We start from the raw sequence: 15905 nt of genomic DNA, 5'->3' as shown, positions 1-15905 counted from the left end.
CGCTTCGTCATAAAGGAAGTGAATCATGATTCACAAAAAACAGGAATCCCTTCTGCCACCAGATCTGCTCCAGTTACTGATGGGCCCTGCTTTTGAAGCGGGGATCGCGCTGGCGCGGCTCGACGAGCGGATCGCCCGCTCGCCGGTCGGCCAGGGCTGGATCGAACGAGCCCATTTCGCCGATTCCTGCGCCTCGCTGTGGATCGACGGCGAGCTCGTCCATCTCGAGGATCTCGTCCTCCACGACGCCACGAAAGATATTCGCACACCAACCCATGAGCTGACAATCGCCCGTGACGTCTTGCGCACCCGTCGGCGCATCGCCACGCAGCCGGCCGGCTGGGCATTGTCCGCTGACGGCCTGCGGAGTTTACGCGGGCAGGCGTCCACGGGGGCGTCGGATGGCACCGTGCCGAGCAGCCAGGCCGACCCGCGTGGCGACGCGGGCGAAGGAGGGGAGGGGGCGGACGGCGACAATCGTGTGGGCCTCCCCGATGTCGATTATTCCGCCATCGACGCGCTGCTCGCCCGCTCCGAAGCTGCGATCGAAGACGCGAAGCGTCCAGGCCGTGCCGCAGGCAGCCCGGCTGCCGAAAAGGATCCGCTGGTCTACGATCTCGACTGGGATGAGGACGAGCGGCTGGAGGAATGGCGCGGCATGTTGCGGCAGTCCCAGGACTTGCCGGCGGTGCTGCAGGCCATCATCGCCCTCGATGCCTGGAACGATTTGTCCGTGCTGCAGCATGCGCCCTGGCTCGGCCGGCTGTTGGCTGCGTCGAACCTGCGCCAGACCGGCGTCACCACGGCGGCGCATCTGGCCACCGTCAATCTCGGCCTGAAAACCATCTCCGTCGATCGGCGCCGCCATCGTGATCGTGAAACCCGGCTGCTCGCCATCGCCCACGGTCTGATCGCGGCCGCCGAGATTGGGCTGAAGGAGCACGACCGGCTGGCGTTGGCAAAAGCGATGATGGATCGGAAACTGGAGGGGCGCCGGACGTCTTCAAAACTGCCGGAACTGGTCGAGCTGGTAATGGCGAAACCGCTGGTGTCGGCCGGCATGGTCGTGAAGACCCTCAAGGTGACGCCGCAGGCGGCGCGGCGGATCGTTCTGGAGTTGGGGCTGCGCGAGATGACAGGGAGGGGTAGGTTTCGGGCGTGGGGAGTGCTTTAGCGCTACCTGCATCCTCATTGGTTGACACCATCATGCCGACTGAGCCTTCCGCATCCCGGCCTCGGTCAAGAAATGGTCCTCCAAATAGTCCACTGCGGAGCGGAGTCCGGCAGCCTCCATCGCTTTCAGATGTTCGACCGTATGGCCGGGCAGAATCGCACGAAGGAGTTGATCGCAACCATTGTCGCTTCGCCAATTTTTGTACTGTCCCTCTTTGAACGAGTTCGTGAGAAGCAGAGCGGTCCGCCCATACACCGCCTGTATGACGAAATATATGGACCAGAGCCTTTGGCTCACGAAAGGGCGCTCTTTCGCCGCCTCATTGCCGCCCGCATTTGCCATTTTCGCGATCGCGATCTGAGGATTTCGAAATTCGAGGATCGAGTCCATCAGAGGCATATCGTCTGCGCCAGTGAAGTACGCGTTCATCTCTTGGGGGAGGAGGATCGTGTCGACGAATACGACCATGCTGAACTCGGATGAAAGCCGCCGCAAAATCTGCCACAGGTTCTCGACGGCTTGAATCTGACGCTCGTTGAGCGGGCTGCCAGGTGGTGGTGCAGTGTTCAATGTGATGGTTTTGGCGTGCACCGTATGCGCTGACAAACCGCCCGTCTGACCAACAGAGGAGACGTTTTGTTGGAGCGAAACCGCAATACGCGAAATCTCGTCCTCGGGGATGGTTGTCGCGCTCGCCTCATGTTCACGTTTCAGTTGGAACAGGCGCTCCACCGTATATGAATCCTCATCGTCGTCGATCACGGTATGATGTGTCGGGCACATCAAGATCAGGTTGTCACGATGATGGCGATGAGATGCCGCTTGGTTAGGGTCGAACCGCGCACTTCCTGGACGAGCACCCTTGATGTGGCACACCTCGCCAACGAGTGTGTCGTCGAGCGCCATAGGTGCGCTGCACTTAGGAAATGCACAACGGTTGCCAGATCTGGCAAATAGAAGTTTTATATCGGTAATACCTGGGCCACTTGTCGGCATCGATCGCTCCGGGCAAACGAAATTCGTAACTATGAAATTCCTGGTTCCTGCAAAGTCTATAAGTAGCTCGGCCGCGCATGTCGATCTCAGGCTCTCGACCGACGGTCCCTGAGAGGCTGGCGGCTGCTCGCGGGTTTTCCAGGATCGGACGCTCGGAAAGGAAAGCGACCGGACGCGCTGTCAGACTACCGAAGTAGCTCTGGTAAGTCGTAGAGCAACCTGAGTGCGTCGGGCCATCCTGCGTCGGAGAAAAGTCGAAGGATCTCGACAAGCGCTGCGCGGCGGGCGTCATCCTCAAATAGAGAGCGATGATCGGCGATGTAGCGTGTGATGATTCGGACTATAACCCCAGTAGCCAAGCTCTCATGATGATAACCCTCTCGCTTTCCTGCGCCGAGCAGGAGGCTGTGCAACCCATCGAAGACGCCTGCTGGATCGCCGGGGATGAGATATTCATAAAGCTCAATCAAATGATGCTGCGTGGAGGGCTCGTAGGAATTCGCGATGAGGTTCAGCATCGATCGATAGTCGCGTAGGAACCGCTCCATCGCGTCGACGCTCACGAGACCGCCATTGGGCTGTCCTCGCTCGGTATATGCGCCGGATCCGAAATAGAGCTGATTGACGAGATGATGGATGACGTCTTCAGCCGCGCGATAGGTCGCAATCCCGGCCTCTCGATCGGCGCCGTCGACGCGCTCGATCATCACTGCGGTGTGGCTTTGAACTGCCGCGGCCGAGCATGCCTCAAGGATCAGCATAGCTGCCTGCTGTGCTCGGTCAGAGAGCGCGGGGTCGTGCTCATCGCCCGAGGCATATCGTGCAAAAAACGCCTCGCGAAGCGGCGAGAGAAAGGCCATGAGCAGGCTTCTGCACGACGTAGGGTCTCTCGTCCAGTCGTTCAGCCAGCCCAAGGCCTTCGGCCGGTCCTGCTGCACCCAGAGCTGCGCAGCAAGCCCACCGAGTGTATCGGAAAGGCTGTCGCGCGCCGACTCGCTCTGCCGCTCGAAGGAATTTCGCCGCTCAAGGGCGATCTCGATGATCGATTCACAACGTTCTACATCGTGCCACGTGAAGCGGTACAGGACATTGCTCAGGAACGATGCAACCACCTCAAAATGCGGCTCGTCGCGAGCAACCCGCTCTGCGAGCAACCACATACGCTCCGGAGCAATGCGGCTCAGCACCTGAAGATGTTGGGCAACCTGCAGGCGGACCGATGGAATCGGGTCAGTCAGAACGGCATCGAACATGCTCACGATTTCCGGATAGTCCTCGCCGAATCTGTCCGCCAGGCCCACATACGCTTCGGCCGCGTAGATCCGGACCTCCCAGTTGCCCCAGCTAAGAGCCGAATTTCCCGATTCACGGAGTTCGGGAAACGGGCTTGCCCAAAGGCGACGAAGCAAGGCCAAAAGCGTGTCTATCGCAGGTAGCCCGTCGGCGTCTTGCGTATAAGCGCTGCTGCCGGCGATCCGCTCGACGGCATTGCTGATATGGCCCCAAACCGGCTGTTGCGTTTTCTCATGCAGGACAGCGGCATTGGCATCGTACATTGCGATCGTCGCTTCCGTCTCCGCCCACAAAGCAGCAAGCGTGGCTGCGTCGCCCGGCGGAGGCGTGTTGCCCAAGAGTTCGTACAGGGCGTCCGACTGGATGAGCATCTGCGCGTCTGGGCCTTCGTCCACATTGACGCCGTCACGGGCGAGGATGCTGCGCGTAATTCCGTGCCCGGAACCGCGAGTGATGGTCATCGAAAAGAACGGCTCATTGCCGTTAAGTTCGCTCGCATCGGCAAGCTCCGTGCGCAGATTGCGCACGGCATCCGTTGCGATCGCCGTCTCATCGACCAGTGAAAGGAAGCGGCTCAATGCGTTGCGCCACCAGCGCTGTCGGCGTCCATCCGTGAAGAGATCCGCACGCAAAGCTTCCGTCTCGAACGCCCTGCGCAGCTCGATGGGTCGGGTCGGATATGCTGCGGCGATAAAGCGAACGGCATCACGGAGCGTGCCTTGGTGGGCAAGGACCGTCGTGTTGACAGCATAGGGCCATAGCTCGCCTGCCACATCGCCGATACGTTCCGCTCCCACGCCGAGCAAGCGCGCCCACACCGCCGGGCTGGAATAACCGGATGCGGCTGCCTCAATGCTTTCAAGGTATTCCGCCGGCGAACAGGCTCGTAGGAAGGATACGTATTGCGCCAATGGATTGTCTTCTGGATCTCCGCGGCTCTGCCCCGGCTCATCCCAGGCGTTGAAGGCATAATCGTTACCGAGAAGATCGAAGGAGATATTCTCCGCGACGCTCACCTGTTCTCGCTCTTCTCCGTAAGGCGTGCCCCGATCGATGCTCCCGAGTGCCGCCTCGATCACGAGGCGGGTGCCGAGCCGCGGCGAGAACTCCAGAAGCTCACGCAGATGGTTGGCGAGATAGAATCGGCAGTGCTGGTAGTCCTGGCGCCGATTGGACGAGAGCGTCAGAATACGGCTTGGTTGCCCTCCGAAATGCGACACACTCTCATCGGTTATGTCACGCATATACAGCATGCGGTAAATCTCAATTGCGAACTCCCCGTCTGATTGGGCGATCGACACGATCTGTTCGGCAAGCCAAGGAGCTTCCTCATCAGCATGAGCCGAAAACCTCGGATCGCGCAAAATCCGGTCCAGGAGGGCACGCGAGGCAGCCGGATCGGAGGCGAAGCTCTTGCCCACACAGCGGATTGCATTGGTGGCCGTGATTGGCATCGGCGGGTCGGCCTCCCAGGCGAGCGCCAGAAGCGCCCGTGCGGCCCTGCCGAAGACAGCAAGCAGCGCGGGATCAGAGAGCTCGTCCCGTTCGAACAGCATTAGCAGCAAAAGGCGCGTGGCGTCGGACAAGCCGCGAATGCCTGTGGCTATGGCAGCATCGGCCACATGTAACCAGGCGAGCGCTTCGTCGCGTGGAAAATTACCTGCGTCGTTGGGGACGGCGAGCCCGACGAAACGCGCCAGCCGCGACACCATCGTCGCCGTCGACGCGTCACCCGCGCGTGCCGTGATGAGTTCGATGAGACCAGCGACATCGGAGAGGGATCTAACACGCTCGATCGCGGTGCGTAGGGCGACATTGGCGAGCACGGGATCGACCGTCGCGCTGGCATAGATATCTGCGACCAGCCGCCACACCGCGCGTTTGCCCTCAGTGTCCTCACGCCAAAGTCGCTCGATGGCGAAACGCAGTGCGGGTGCGAGCATCAACGCGATGGAGCTGTCGCCGCCAAGCTGTGCGATAAGGCTTCGCGGGTCCTCCCATTCCAGAAAGAACCTGCCAGCGACATGGTCGAAGAGCACATGGTGCGAAAAGCTGACCATACCGCGGGTTTCGGTGAGGACTCCGGAGGCGACAACCTGATCGACACTATCGTGCTCGATGAATACTTTGCGAATTGTCAGGCGCCGGCGGCGCACCATGGCATCGACCGTTGCACTCACTGCACGGTAAAGCGGTTGGGTATCAAGCCGCCGATCCTCGTAAGCATCGATCAGATCTGATTGGGTCGAGACCGTCCGGATACTCTCCGGGCTGGCGCCATCGGTAAGAAGTTGCGCGGCGAGCGAAAGGTTGAAGATATTGCGCAGCAGGTCGCGCAACCGCTCAGGTGCCGCGTCAAGCAAGCTGCCTAGCCCAGCCGCAGCCGCCGCGGCCTGGTCGAGATCGGCATCGCTGAGCCGCGGAACGTTGAAATGGCGGACATTGCGCAGCGTCGGATCGGCGAATGCCGGATCGGGCGGGAAGCCGGGGAGTGCGTCGCGAAAACGCCGTCCATTTCTGAGATCGAACGTGCGGATAGACGCTGCGATCGTCCAGGGCGTATCCTGTGCAGCCATTGTCTCGATTAGCTGCGCGAATACGGCTTCGGCAGGGCCGCCGCGCGCCGCATCGAGCGCGTCGATGATGAGCAGTTTTCGACCCGCTCCGGGCGCCGCGGCCAGCACCTCGGCCAACGGTCGAGCGAGCTGAAGCTCGGATTGAAGATCGGCAGCAATCGCAACGCCTGGGAAGCGATCGACCGAGAGAAACACGACCGTCTCGCCGGCGGCACGGAGCCCTTGTGCCAGCGCCACGAGGGCTCCGGTCTTCCCCGCGCCGGGCTCGCCGATCACGATCAGCGAACCTGTCGCGATCGCCGCCGCCATCGGGCCGTCGCTTTGACGGTGAATCGGTATCCCGCCCGCGATCGGCAGGCACGTATGGGCAGCCAGCCGGGTAAGTTCTGCCTCGGTAACCGCGGACACGCGAGCGAGATCGGCATCATAGCCGGGAGCCCCGATGTCGTTGTGTCCTAGCGCGCGGAGCGCTCGCAATAGCCCTTCGCGGTCCGCCGGCGCACCGCTGCCAATGAGGTCTCGGACAATGGTTTTGAGGTCTCGCAGGGGGGCGTCGCCGGCAGTCTCCGAGCCATAGACACGTGTTCCGAGCACGCGTGAAGCCTCGCGCCAATTATCTTCGCCCTCGTCCATTGAGAATCGGACGATCTTGAACAGCCGGGCCATCGTGACCAGCTCGTCGTCGCTTGGAGGGGCGACGGAAAGATCCACACAGGCAGCACGTGCGTGGGTCTCGAAGAGATCCAGCGCATCGGCTTCAACCTGGCTGCGCTGCGACTTCACTGTCGCCCAGGTGCCACCGGTATCGAAGGCCCGGCAGCCTTTCTCGAGATTCTCGAGCGTACGGGGCGCACCGGCTCCTACCGCAAGGATGGCCCGATACTGCGCCACGTCAACAGCAACACCTGTTGTACGCGCTTCGACCATGGTGCTGACAAGTTGTGCGATGGTTTTGCCGAGAGGGCTTTCAGTATCCTGCGTAAGGCCGGCGCTGGTCTTGCTCTGAAAGTCGATCCGGGTATCGTCATCCTGTCCGAGCTCGATGTCATCGAGGCCTTCTCCAGTCTCCAGACGCAGGTTGGCCGGAAGCGCCACATTAGCTAGTCCAAAGCGGCCGCCGACCGGAACACGGGCCAGTATATGCGCCGCGAGCCATGTGCCGACCTCGGCCTGAAAATCCATGCCTCCTTCGGTCGCGCGTCCTCCGGCCGGCCTTGACGTTCGTGCTGTTCTGCGAGCGGCCATCAAGACAGATCCTCGAATTCACTTGCGGGTTTTGGTTTCTTGCTGAGGCCGACATCGGCTTTTCCGCCCAAAAGGTCACGAAGGGATTTCAGCTTCAACAGCAGCTCATCGAATGTCATGACGGTGACGCCGGCGAGACTGGCTCGATACAGCTCGAAGGCACGCTTTCGCGGACCTTCCGGAATCGTGCCCGCCAGAATCATCCCCTTGATGCCGTAGACCTCAAGCGCGATCGGCCGGTTCTCCGACTGAAGCCGATAGATATTGCTGCGCAACTTGTCGATCTGATCTAGCACCTGCGCCACGGCGCCGACCAGCTCTGCCGATGCGGTGTAAACGCCGCCACGATATTCCCTCTTGCCGATCAGCTCCGTGCCAGGCGTCTTGATCTCGAGCACGGCGATGCTGTCAGTGAGCTTGTTGGTGAACAGGAAGTCGGCGATCTTTTCGCCGGAGCCGTTCAGCACTTGTCCGCCCACATGCGCCTGGCCCTGCACGAGCAGGACCGGCACGTTGAACGCCGTGTCGAGGATGAACGGGTTGGCCTCGAGGAGTTTCTGCCATTGCAGCTCGCCCGTTCTTTCGGCGAACCGCTCTTCCATACGAGCGATCAGTTCATCGAGCAAGGCCAGCTCGATCTCGTCGTGAAGCTTGACCAGGCCGACGCGCTGCGACTTCATCGAGGTGCGCACCGACGCCGCGGCCATATTGACTACAGCCGCCCGGTCATTTTCCGAGAGTTTGGAATCCGTGATCGTATTGCCGATCACGTCGGCGATGTCGTCGGGGGCGCGGTCGAAAATCCTTACCGGGAATTTCTCGCGGTCAAGACGAGTCAGGAGGTTGGTGTATGCAGCCTGCAGCTTCTTCCTTCGCGCCGAATCCTGTGCCTTAGCCTCGAAGCGGTTTGCATTCCGGCGCAACTCATCGAGCAGCGTATAACCGATCTCGTAGGTCGCGCCGCCGTTGGTCACCGCGACGTCCAGCTCGCGCTTGTCGGTGACCCGCAGGTTTGTCACGCCTTCTACTTGCCTTATAGCATTCAGAATAAACGAAAGCTTGCGATCTAGGCCAAGGCCGTAATTCGGGTCTTTGACGAAACCTCTCGGCATGCCTTCGGCAAGGTAGGCTTCGACATCCTCTCTGGTGCGGAAATTGCTGAAATCATCAAAGAAATCTTCGTCCTCAACCAGCTCGATCGACACGATAGGATCATATTTTGGCATCAGGAAATCTTTGGATTCCGGCATAGTGTTAATCGGGAATAACGTGGTTATGTGCTTTGCCGCATCGAAGCGCAAAAGCACTTGGGTTGTATTTATCTCAGTATAGTCCGCAATCTTAAGCCGCCGTTCCGATGGAGTGAACAACACTTCGACGAGGCCGTTTCCCTTTTTCAGAAGGGGCAAAGTTCCTCGCTCGTCGTCGCCAAAATGCGGGCCGAAAGTTGCCATAGTGATCCTGCTAATACGGAGAATGCGTTGGGGGAGAGCAGCACAACCTACACTCGAATTAAGGGGATTGGTACAGATATTGTATGAGCGAACTCATTGTTGCGCTAAAATGCACTGCAATCTCCGTCCGGCCAAAGTTTAGGCGGCACCGCGGCAACGGCGGGAAAGCGCCTGCCGCCAACCTTTCGACGAAGCCTTCGGGATCGAAGCCACGTAGGGAAGCGTGACACCGCGACGGGCCTCGGGCTGATCTTCAAACCGTCGCTTCGAAACCGATCTTCCCGGGCTGGAGTTCAGTCATTTCATGGCAAATGCGTTTGCTTCACCTAATGTCGCTACGGCATCGAAAATTGCTTGTGCGACCCGATAGTCAATCAAATGTTTGCCATGCGCGTGGGCGATCACGAACTGGCGGATCTCAAAAGGCGTGAACGAGAAATCCTTTGGCAGATTCAGTTTTCGCTTAGCGGACGCGTCTGCCGAATTGCACTGCTCGCATATCACGGTCGGTTCGAATCTTGGCGAGAACCAGCTCGGCGGTATCATCCATCGATACCTGTCGCCGGCATGATCATGATGCGTGTGATAGCCCCCCGCCCAGCCCGGCCGACGTGCAGAGGGAATGTGTGGAAATAAGGTCGTCCACCTCAACACTTGGTATTTCGTCCGAAGGCACCCTGGGCATTGCCAATCGTCAGGAAGGGCCCTGTAGATATTTCGACAATGAGCACCGTCAAAGGCTAGGAATTCTTCGATGGTTGGTCGTCTAGCGACGCTGTTAAGCTTGATAACCTTTTCCCGAACCAGATCGCGCAAGCCGCTGCCCTGGCACGCCAGACAGTTCCCATCGCGGACAAAACGGTGATCACCTTTGGAACACGCGCATAACTGAGAATGATTTGGGGAATGATTTAGGGACATCGCCTCAACAGGTCTTCGAAATGTATCATTTGGTTTATCATCGACCACTTCCTCATTATCATCAATTTTGCTTTTATGGTTGCAAAGCTGAGATTGGAATTTTCTGATGATTAAAGCGCCCGACAGCCTGACGGCCGCCGATCCATATTTCTCGGGCGGCGGCGGATTCATCGGAGCTACTCTCTTTGATCTTCATGCCGACATGGAAAAGCTCGAACTGCCACGCGTCGTCCCCGATTCCATCCGACGGGTGCATGACGCGATCTGTCATGCCTATATCTACTCTTATTTCTCCTACGATCTGCTCACGATTGCGGCTGCACAGGCGTTTCCCTGCTTGGAGTTGGCCTTACGTGAGCGCTTGAGCGGCCTCGGCGTTCCAGTTGCAAATCCAAAGACTGGTCGTACCATGATGATGTCTGAACTGCTGAAGCTGGCCAAGGCACGGAACCTAATTACCTCCGACATCAAATATGTCGCTCCCATGCGCAACATGTTCGCGCACGGGAGCGACACAGTCCTGAACCCAGCGATGTTTCTAGCAACCTTTGACCTCGTTACCGGTTTGATCAAAGAGCTGTACACCACGGCATGAACTCTCCAAGCCGGCCGTAATTTCACCGCCTTTGATGGGAGTTCTTTTGCCGTCCGGTTCCACAACAACGGCAGCATGCGTCATGGTATCTGCAACTTCAGTGCTTCCGATAAGGGTCGAAACAATGCTCGTCCGACAACCCAAGCCCCGTGACCGGAACTGAAGTATTTCCAAAGAAGGTCGAGATCGACAGGTGTTGTCTTCAGTTCTTCTACTAGCGCCAAAACCAGTTCAATCGCCGCCAGGCCGATCGCACCTTCAGCCAATACGGACAGCCCCGACTGCCGGCTCTTGTCCTCGGCAATCTGCGCCTCGAGGAGCGCGATGACTGGCTTCATGTGGGCCTTGTCGCCCTCACGAGCGCTCAAATCGTCAACGACATAGCGAGCCAGTCGCAGCACGCGGCCGGCTTCTTCGCCCACAATCTGTTCAACTTCGGCGGTGAGCTTTCCATGATCCAATGATACTGCGGCGATACGGTGCTTGATCGGCTCCATATCCCGATCGAATTTCCACCGTTCGATTTTCTGGAACAGAGAGCTGAGAGCGACCTGACCCTGTCCACCAAAAATAGTTTGGTGGAGATGGGCTTGAAGCGGTTCCGGTTTTCTAAGGATGGCTGCGACTTCTTCCGCAGTCTCGACATATATGTCGTCCGGCGGATGGTCGGCGTGAGGATCAATAAACACGGTCACGGTTCTCGAGGGCATGTCGACTAGTGTCCCAAGCGCTACCCCAAACGTTAGCGCTTGAAACAGGCTGACGACCGCCGCTGCTTCCTGCGTTTCACCATTGGTGATCAGTTGAATTGTATGACCGAAATTGAATGGGTTGGCCGGGAGCTTTTCCGTCGCCTCGGCTGACTCCCACCAGACATAATTGTTAGGCTCCGCTCCGAGGACGAAATCCTTGACAAGCGCAAGTTGGCTCAGGCGTGCGAAGTCCTGAAAATAATGGGCGAAAAAAGTCAAGGCGATGTATGCGATAGCACGCAGCCCCTCAGGTCCCCCAAGCGCTAGCTGGATCCTCATCGCTCCATTCTGACTTGAGGCACCATCGGTTCGTTGCACAGATCCCGCAAAAAGGCGCAACTGTTCACCTGTCTCAGTTTCGTAAACAAATGGCTCGGCTTTGTCGGCGCGGTCCGGCCGCACCGCAAGAAGCGCGTTGATTGGCTTGAGCTGCTGGGCAATTATGCTCGCGAGCGGGCCGAATCCATTGTTGTGAGGACCACAGTAAATCTGTTTGTTTGTTCGCCGTCCGCCCAGAGCGGCAGGAAAGATATGTTCGCGGGATCCCGCAACCTTATCGCAGATAATGCACTGCTTGGGCATTAAACTTCCTGCTCCTTTAACGTCGACGTGGAGAGTCGAATATTGAACGGACCTGGAATTTGTAGTTGGCTTTACGTGACATGGCCATGCCCCACGGCCGTGATGGGACTGCTGCCGAGGCGGAGCTCGTTGTCAGTGTTGCTTACGGTCCCGCCGTATTTCTACTGAGACGAAATTGAGCCTCGCAGCAGATCATTCTGTTCCCTTAGCAACGAAGCCTGTGGGGTAGACGCCGTCATAGGCGCAGAGCGATGTTTTTCTCTCTTTTTGCGGGTATGTTCGCGGAGCCACGAGTCTTTGAGGGATCCACGATGCATATCTCCCGCGTTCAGTTGGTAAACTATCGTAACTTCGAGCGCGCCAACTTCCATTTTAACAAAGGCATCAACACAATCATCGGCGAGAATGGTTCAGGAAAGACGAACTTGTTCCGCGCGATGCGACTTACGCTCGACGACGATTTCCTCCGCTGGGCCTATCGCCTCGAAGAGGCCGATTTCCATCGGGGCCTTGGCAACTGGCGGGGCCATTGGATCATCATCAGCATTGAATTTGCGGAAGTGTCGCAAGACGAAGCGATTCAGGCGCTCTTTCTTCATGGAACCGGGGTTATCGAAGACGAAGCAGTCGCGAGAGCCACCTATAATTTGATATTTCGACCGAATGCGGCAACGCGAACCCGGCTCAGCCAGCTCGCCGAGGGAGATCACGTCGGCCTCGCGGCAATTTTGACCACGATCACGCTTGACGATTACGAGACCATCTTCACAGGAAAGAGCACCGCCGACTTCTCCGATCCCGCCACCTATCAGGCGTTGGTCGGTGACTTTGCTGCGGTGGAGTTTCCGGAGGAGCTTCATCCAGCTAGCCTTGGGGGCAGGATTCCGGGCATCATGTCCGTCAGCAAAGAAGTCTGCTTCACCTTCGTACAAGCGTTGCGGGACGTGGTGAGCGAGTTCCAGGGTCAGCGGACCAATCCGTTGCTGACATTATTGCGCAGCAAGAGCGGCGAAATCGATCCCGCCGTATTGGTGCCGATTACCGAACGCGTGAAAGCGCTCAACACGGAGATCGAAGCACTTCCGGATGTCGGCGAAATTCGAGCTGACATCCGGCAGACAATCCGCGATGCGGCTGGCGAAACGTATTCTCCCGCGAGCCTGGCGGTAAGGTCAGCGGTTCCTGACGAGGCCGATCGGCTGTTCCAGTCGTTGAAACTCTTTGTCGGTGAAACGGACGATGATTATGAGGGAACGATCAACGAATTGAGCCTTGGTGGCGCCAATCTGATCTATCTGACGCTGAAGCTCCTCGAGTTTAAATACCAGAAGGCCAAACAGGCATGTGCAAACTTTCTGGTTATCGAGGAGCCCGAAGCGCATATCCACACGCACATACAAAAGACTTTATTCGACCGGCTGAGTTACCCCGATACTCAGGTGATTTACTCCACCCATTCGACCCAGATTTCGGAGGTCAGCAACGTCGAGAATGTCAACATCCTCGGTCGAAACGGTTCCCGCTGCGAATCCTTTCGTCCAAGTGCGGGTCTCATTGAACCAGAAGTCAGAAGCATCCAACGTTATCTCGACGCTGTCAGAAGCAATCTCCTATTTGCCAAGAGTGTGATCCTTGTCGAAGGCGATGCGGAAGAAATCCTCGTGCCTGTCCTGGTCAAGGAAGTTCTCGGGGTGAGCTTGGATGAATTGGGCGTAAGCCTGATCAACATCCGCAGCACCGGATTTGAGAATGTCGCGGTGCTCTTCCATGACCTCAGAATAAGACGGCGATGTGCGATCGTCACGGATCTCGATGCGACGTTCTTCAATACAGAGCCGGTCGAAGGTGACACGAAGGCTTTGAAGAATGCGAAAGAGAAGGCAATCGGCGCCCAGGCGGCCGGGATTGCTCGTCGAGCGCGTTTGACGGTATTCAAGGAGGGGAACGACTGGATCTCCGTTCATTATGCTCCGCGAACGTTCGAAGTCGACTTCGTCGCAGCAGGAAACTCAGAACTTGCTGTTTCGGTGCTGAACTCGGTCTATAAGGACAATCCCACCATCGTTGCGGCAAGCGCGGAACTACGGTCCAACGATCCAGCGGTATTTGGCCGACGGATCCTCGCCATGGCGGAATACGCCGGGAAGGGATGGCTCGCAATCCAGATGGCAAAGCAGGTATCCGCCTCGACGCGAATCCCGGATTATCTCGTTGAAGCGCTCTTTTCCGCCCATCGGCCAATTGGCCGTGCTGTTCTTGCGAATATGATCGAGCACCGCCTGAAGTTCCATCAGGACCCGGCGGTGATCGCAGACGCGCAACTTGCGCAGCTCAGGGAGCAGGTAAAGTCTTTCCGGGTGGCGCAGCTCGAAATCGGGCCGCTCCGCGAGGCGTTGATTGCGTCCATCGCCGGCGACGTCATCATCGATGTCATGGGACATGCCTGATGGTGTTTGTATGGCAGAATGGCGATCTCAATGAAGAACAGACGGACGCTGTTCTTCATGACGGGAATGTCTTCCTGGCCGCATGTCCGGGAAGCGGCAAAACGAGAGCTCTGACCTACAAAATCGCCCTCGAGCTCTCGAAACTGGAGAGTGAGCGGCACTGGGTCGTCGCCATCACTTACACCCATCGTGCTGCCGAGGAAATTGCGGAGCGTATTGAGAGGCTTGGTGTCTCGACCGACCGGCTTTGGATCGGCACGATACATTCATTTTGTCTCGACTGGATAATCAGACCCTACGCAATTTATCACGACAGCCTTGCCAACGGGTTTCGCGTGATAGACCAGCATGAAACAGACGACGTTCTAGCTGAACTCTGCGAGCAATCGCCAAACTACGTCCGGCCTTTGGACTGCAAATACTACTTCACGACCGCCGGCTTCGAGCTGGAGGGGGCGAACCCGAACCGGCGCGCGGCAGCCGCAGCCGTGCTGCAACGCTATTGGGATCGCCTTCGTGATCACCGGCAGGTGGACTTTGAGATGATCCTGAGCAGCGCTCACGATTTGATCGCCGGTAATCCTTCGATTTCCGTGCTGCTCGGATCTTTGTTCCGGCATATCCTTGTCGACGAATATCAGGATACGAAAGAGATCCAGTACGCCATCATCGCTGCCATTCTCGGGGCGTCCGCAGGGAACACCAGAGCGTTCATCGTCGGAGATCCCAATCAAGCGATCTATGGATCCCTTGGTGGCTATGCGATGACGCGGCTGGAGTTCGCAGCGCGTGCCGGGATCGAGCTTGCAGATAAAAGTCTCTCCAACAACTACCGATCCTCGGAGAAGATAGTTGGGTATTTCTCCAATTACTGTGTCGTCCCCGCGGTGGTCGAGGCTGTCGGCAATGACCGCGAGTACGAAAGTTTGATCTCCTTCGACCAGGAGATCAATCACCAAGAACTGGATGATGAGATCGTTCGGCTCATACGCTACAATATCGAAACCCTTGGAATTTCGCCGCGCGAAATCTGCGTTGTTGGACCGCAATGGGTGCAGCTGGCTGCGTTAACGAGGCGCCTCGTTGCCGCGCTGCCCGAATACAGCTTTGATGGTCCCGGCATGGCGCCGTTTTCGCGAGACCAAGACAATATCTGGTTTAAGGTCTCCCGGCTCGCACTGACACGGCCTGAACCTCAAATGTTCATTCGCCGTATGCGCTGGGCCGGTGAGGTTCTTGAGCATTTTCGATCTGTAGGCGTGGACATTTCGAAAACGTCCCGACGCGATCTTTTGCGCCACTGCAATCAGATTGAGATCCTGGTTGATGATGGTCTGGAGTATTTGGATCTGTTTTTCGACGAACTGCTGCTGGTACTCGGAATCGACATCGCCCTGTTCCCATCACTTGGCGATCATCGCACTGCATTCTTCGATCGTTCGAGGGTGCAAATTGAACGACTCGAAAACGCGGGCGTACAAGCGGTATCCAATATCGCCATGTTCAGGCGCGTATTCGCAACGCGGTCCGGAATTACAATCTCCACTATTCACGGTGTCAAGGGCGCTGAATTTGACTGCGTGATTGCATTCGCACTGCTCGAGGGTATGGTTCCGCACTTCGCCGACCCGAATGCGCTCGATAGCGCCAAGAAGCTCCTTTATGTGATTGCGTCGCGGCCAAGAAAGAACCTCCATTTGATAGCCGAGGTCGGCTGCGTCAATGGGATAGGCGAGCCCTACGAGACGACCAATATTCTCGCCGAGCACGTTTTCGGCTATGACTTGGTCGAAGCCATGGATTAGGCGCCGGTGCACCTGTCAGACGTCTCCGTCAACGACCATGGAGGTGGGGAAGCCACCGTGAGGCT

At 57.8% G+C, this 15905-nt stretch carries 9 protein-coding genes; 4 read left to right on the top strand and 5 right to left on the bottom strand.

All coding sequences use genetic code 11. The annotated features are described in order from the left end of the window. Positions 1–25: 25 nt before the first annotated feature. Positions 26–1174: an RHE_PE00001 family protein gene (locus tag CO660_RS24925; protein WP_097600981.1), complete on the top strand. Its 1149-nt coding sequence runs from the start codon at positions 26–28 to the stop codon at positions 1172–1174. A 30-nt stretch (positions 1175–1204) separates the two neighbouring features. Here the strand turns inward: CO660_RS24925 and CO660_RS24920 are convergent, their stop codons facing one another. From CO660_RS24920 to CO660_RS33955, 4 genes are all read right to left on the bottom strand, one after another. Continuing rightward, entirely contained in the window at positions 1205–2170 is a 966-nt protein-coding gene (locus tag CO660_RS24920; protein WP_348627655.1) for an HNH endonuclease, read from the bottom strand. 185 nt (positions 2171–2355) lie between these two features. Further along, the gene (locus tag CO660_RS24915; RefSeq protein WP_245421369.1) at positions 2356–7221 is read right to left on the bottom strand and encodes an ATP-binding protein; all 4866 of its coding nucleotides are present in this window, start codon (positions 7219–7221) and stop codon (positions 2356–2358) included. A 62-nt stretch (positions 7222–7283) separates the two neighbouring features. Further along, positions 7284–8738 carry a Shedu immune nuclease family protein gene (locus CO660_RS24910; protein ID WP_097600979.1) on the bottom strand — a complete coding sequence of 485 codons (1455 nt, stop codon included), beginning with the start codon at positions 8736–8738 and terminating at the stop codon, positions 7284–7286. Between the two features lie 297 nt (positions 8739–9035). Further along, positions 9036–9554 (bottom strand): hypothetical protein, encoded by a 519-nt coding sequence (locus tag CO660_RS33955; RefSeq protein ID WP_245421368.1) that lies wholly within the window; start codon positions 9552–9554, stop codon positions 9036–9038. 211 nt (positions 9555–9765) lie between these two features. Here CO660_RS33955 and CO660_RS24900 point away from each other — a divergent pair, with 211 nt between their 5' ends. Next, positions 9766–10254, top strand: coding sequence for a hypothetical protein (locus CO660_RS24900; protein WP_097600978.1), 489 nt, complete (start codon positions 9766–9768; stop codon positions 10252–10254). Between the two features lie 80 nt (positions 10255–10334). On the opposite strand, the gene CO660_RS24895 is transcribed toward CO660_RS24900, so the two are convergent. Next, on the bottom strand, positions 10335–11588 hold the full coding sequence (locus tag CO660_RS24895) for a hypothetical protein (protein WP_097600977.1): 1254 nt from the start codon (positions 11586–11588) through the stop codon (positions 10335–10337). A gap of 311 nt (positions 11589–11899) precedes the next feature. Here CO660_RS24895 and CO660_RS24890 point away from each other — a divergent pair, with 311 nt between their 5' ends. Both CO660_RS24890 and CO660_RS24885 read left to right on the top strand, forming a co-directional pair. Beyond that, positions 11900–14035, top strand: a complete 2136-nt coding sequence (locus tag CO660_RS24890) for an AAA family ATPase (RefSeq protein WP_097600976.1) — start codon at positions 11900–11902, stop codon at positions 14033–14035. Continuing rightward, the gene (locus CO660_RS24885) at positions 14035–15840 is read left to right on the top strand and encodes a UvrD-helicase domain-containing protein (RefSeq protein WP_210302962.1); all 1806 of its coding nucleotides are present in this window, start codon (positions 14035–14037) and stop codon (positions 15838–15840) included. The genes CO660_RS24890 and CO660_RS24885 overlap by 1 nt, the downstream gene beginning before the upstream one ends. The last annotated feature ends 65 nt before the right edge of the window (positions 15841–15905 follow it).

The sequence above is a fragment of the Rhizobium sp. L9 genome (assembly GCF_002531885.1).
Taxonomy (GTDB): Bacteria; Pseudomonadota; Alphaproteobacteria; order Rhizobiales; family Rhizobiaceae; genus Rhizobium.
Note: the sequence above shows the minus strand (reverse complement) of the source record. Positions and strands in the feature narration are given on the sequence as shown.

What these genes read in the sequence shown, in the direction of transcription:
- CO660_RS24925 (WP_097600981.1), top strand. Translation starts at nt 26, where the DNA reads ATGATTCACAAAAAACAGGAATCCCTTCTGCCACCAGATCTGCTCCAG.
- CO660_RS24920 (WP_348627655.1), bottom strand. Translation starts at nt 2,170, where the DNA reads ATGCCGACAAGTGGCCCAGGTATTACCGATATAAAACTTCTATTTGCC.
- CO660_RS24915 (WP_245421369.1), bottom strand. Translation starts at nt 7,221, where the DNA reads ATGGATTTTCAGGCCGAGGTCGGCACATGGCTCGCGGCGCATATACTG.
- CO660_RS24910 (WP_097600979.1), bottom strand. Translation starts at nt 8,738, where the DNA reads ATGGCAACTTTCGGCCCGCATTTTGGCGACGACGAGCGAGGAACTTTG.
- CO660_RS24900 (WP_097600978.1), top strand. Translation starts at nt 9,766, where the DNA reads ATGATTAAAGCGCCCGACAGCCTGACGGCCGCCGATCCATATTTCTCG.
- CO660_RS24895 (WP_097600977.1), bottom strand. Translation starts at nt 11,588, where the DNA reads ATGCCCAAGCAGTGCATTATCTGCGATAAGGTTGCGGGATCCCGCGAA.
- CO660_RS24890 (WP_097600976.1), top strand. Translation starts at nt 11,900, where the DNA reads ATGCATATCTCCCGCGTTCAGTTGGTAAACTATCGTAACTTCGAGCGC.
- CO660_RS24885 (WP_210302962.1), top strand. Translation starts at nt 14,035, where the DNA reads ATGGTGTTTGTATGGCAGAATGGCGATCTCAATGAAGAACAGACGGAC.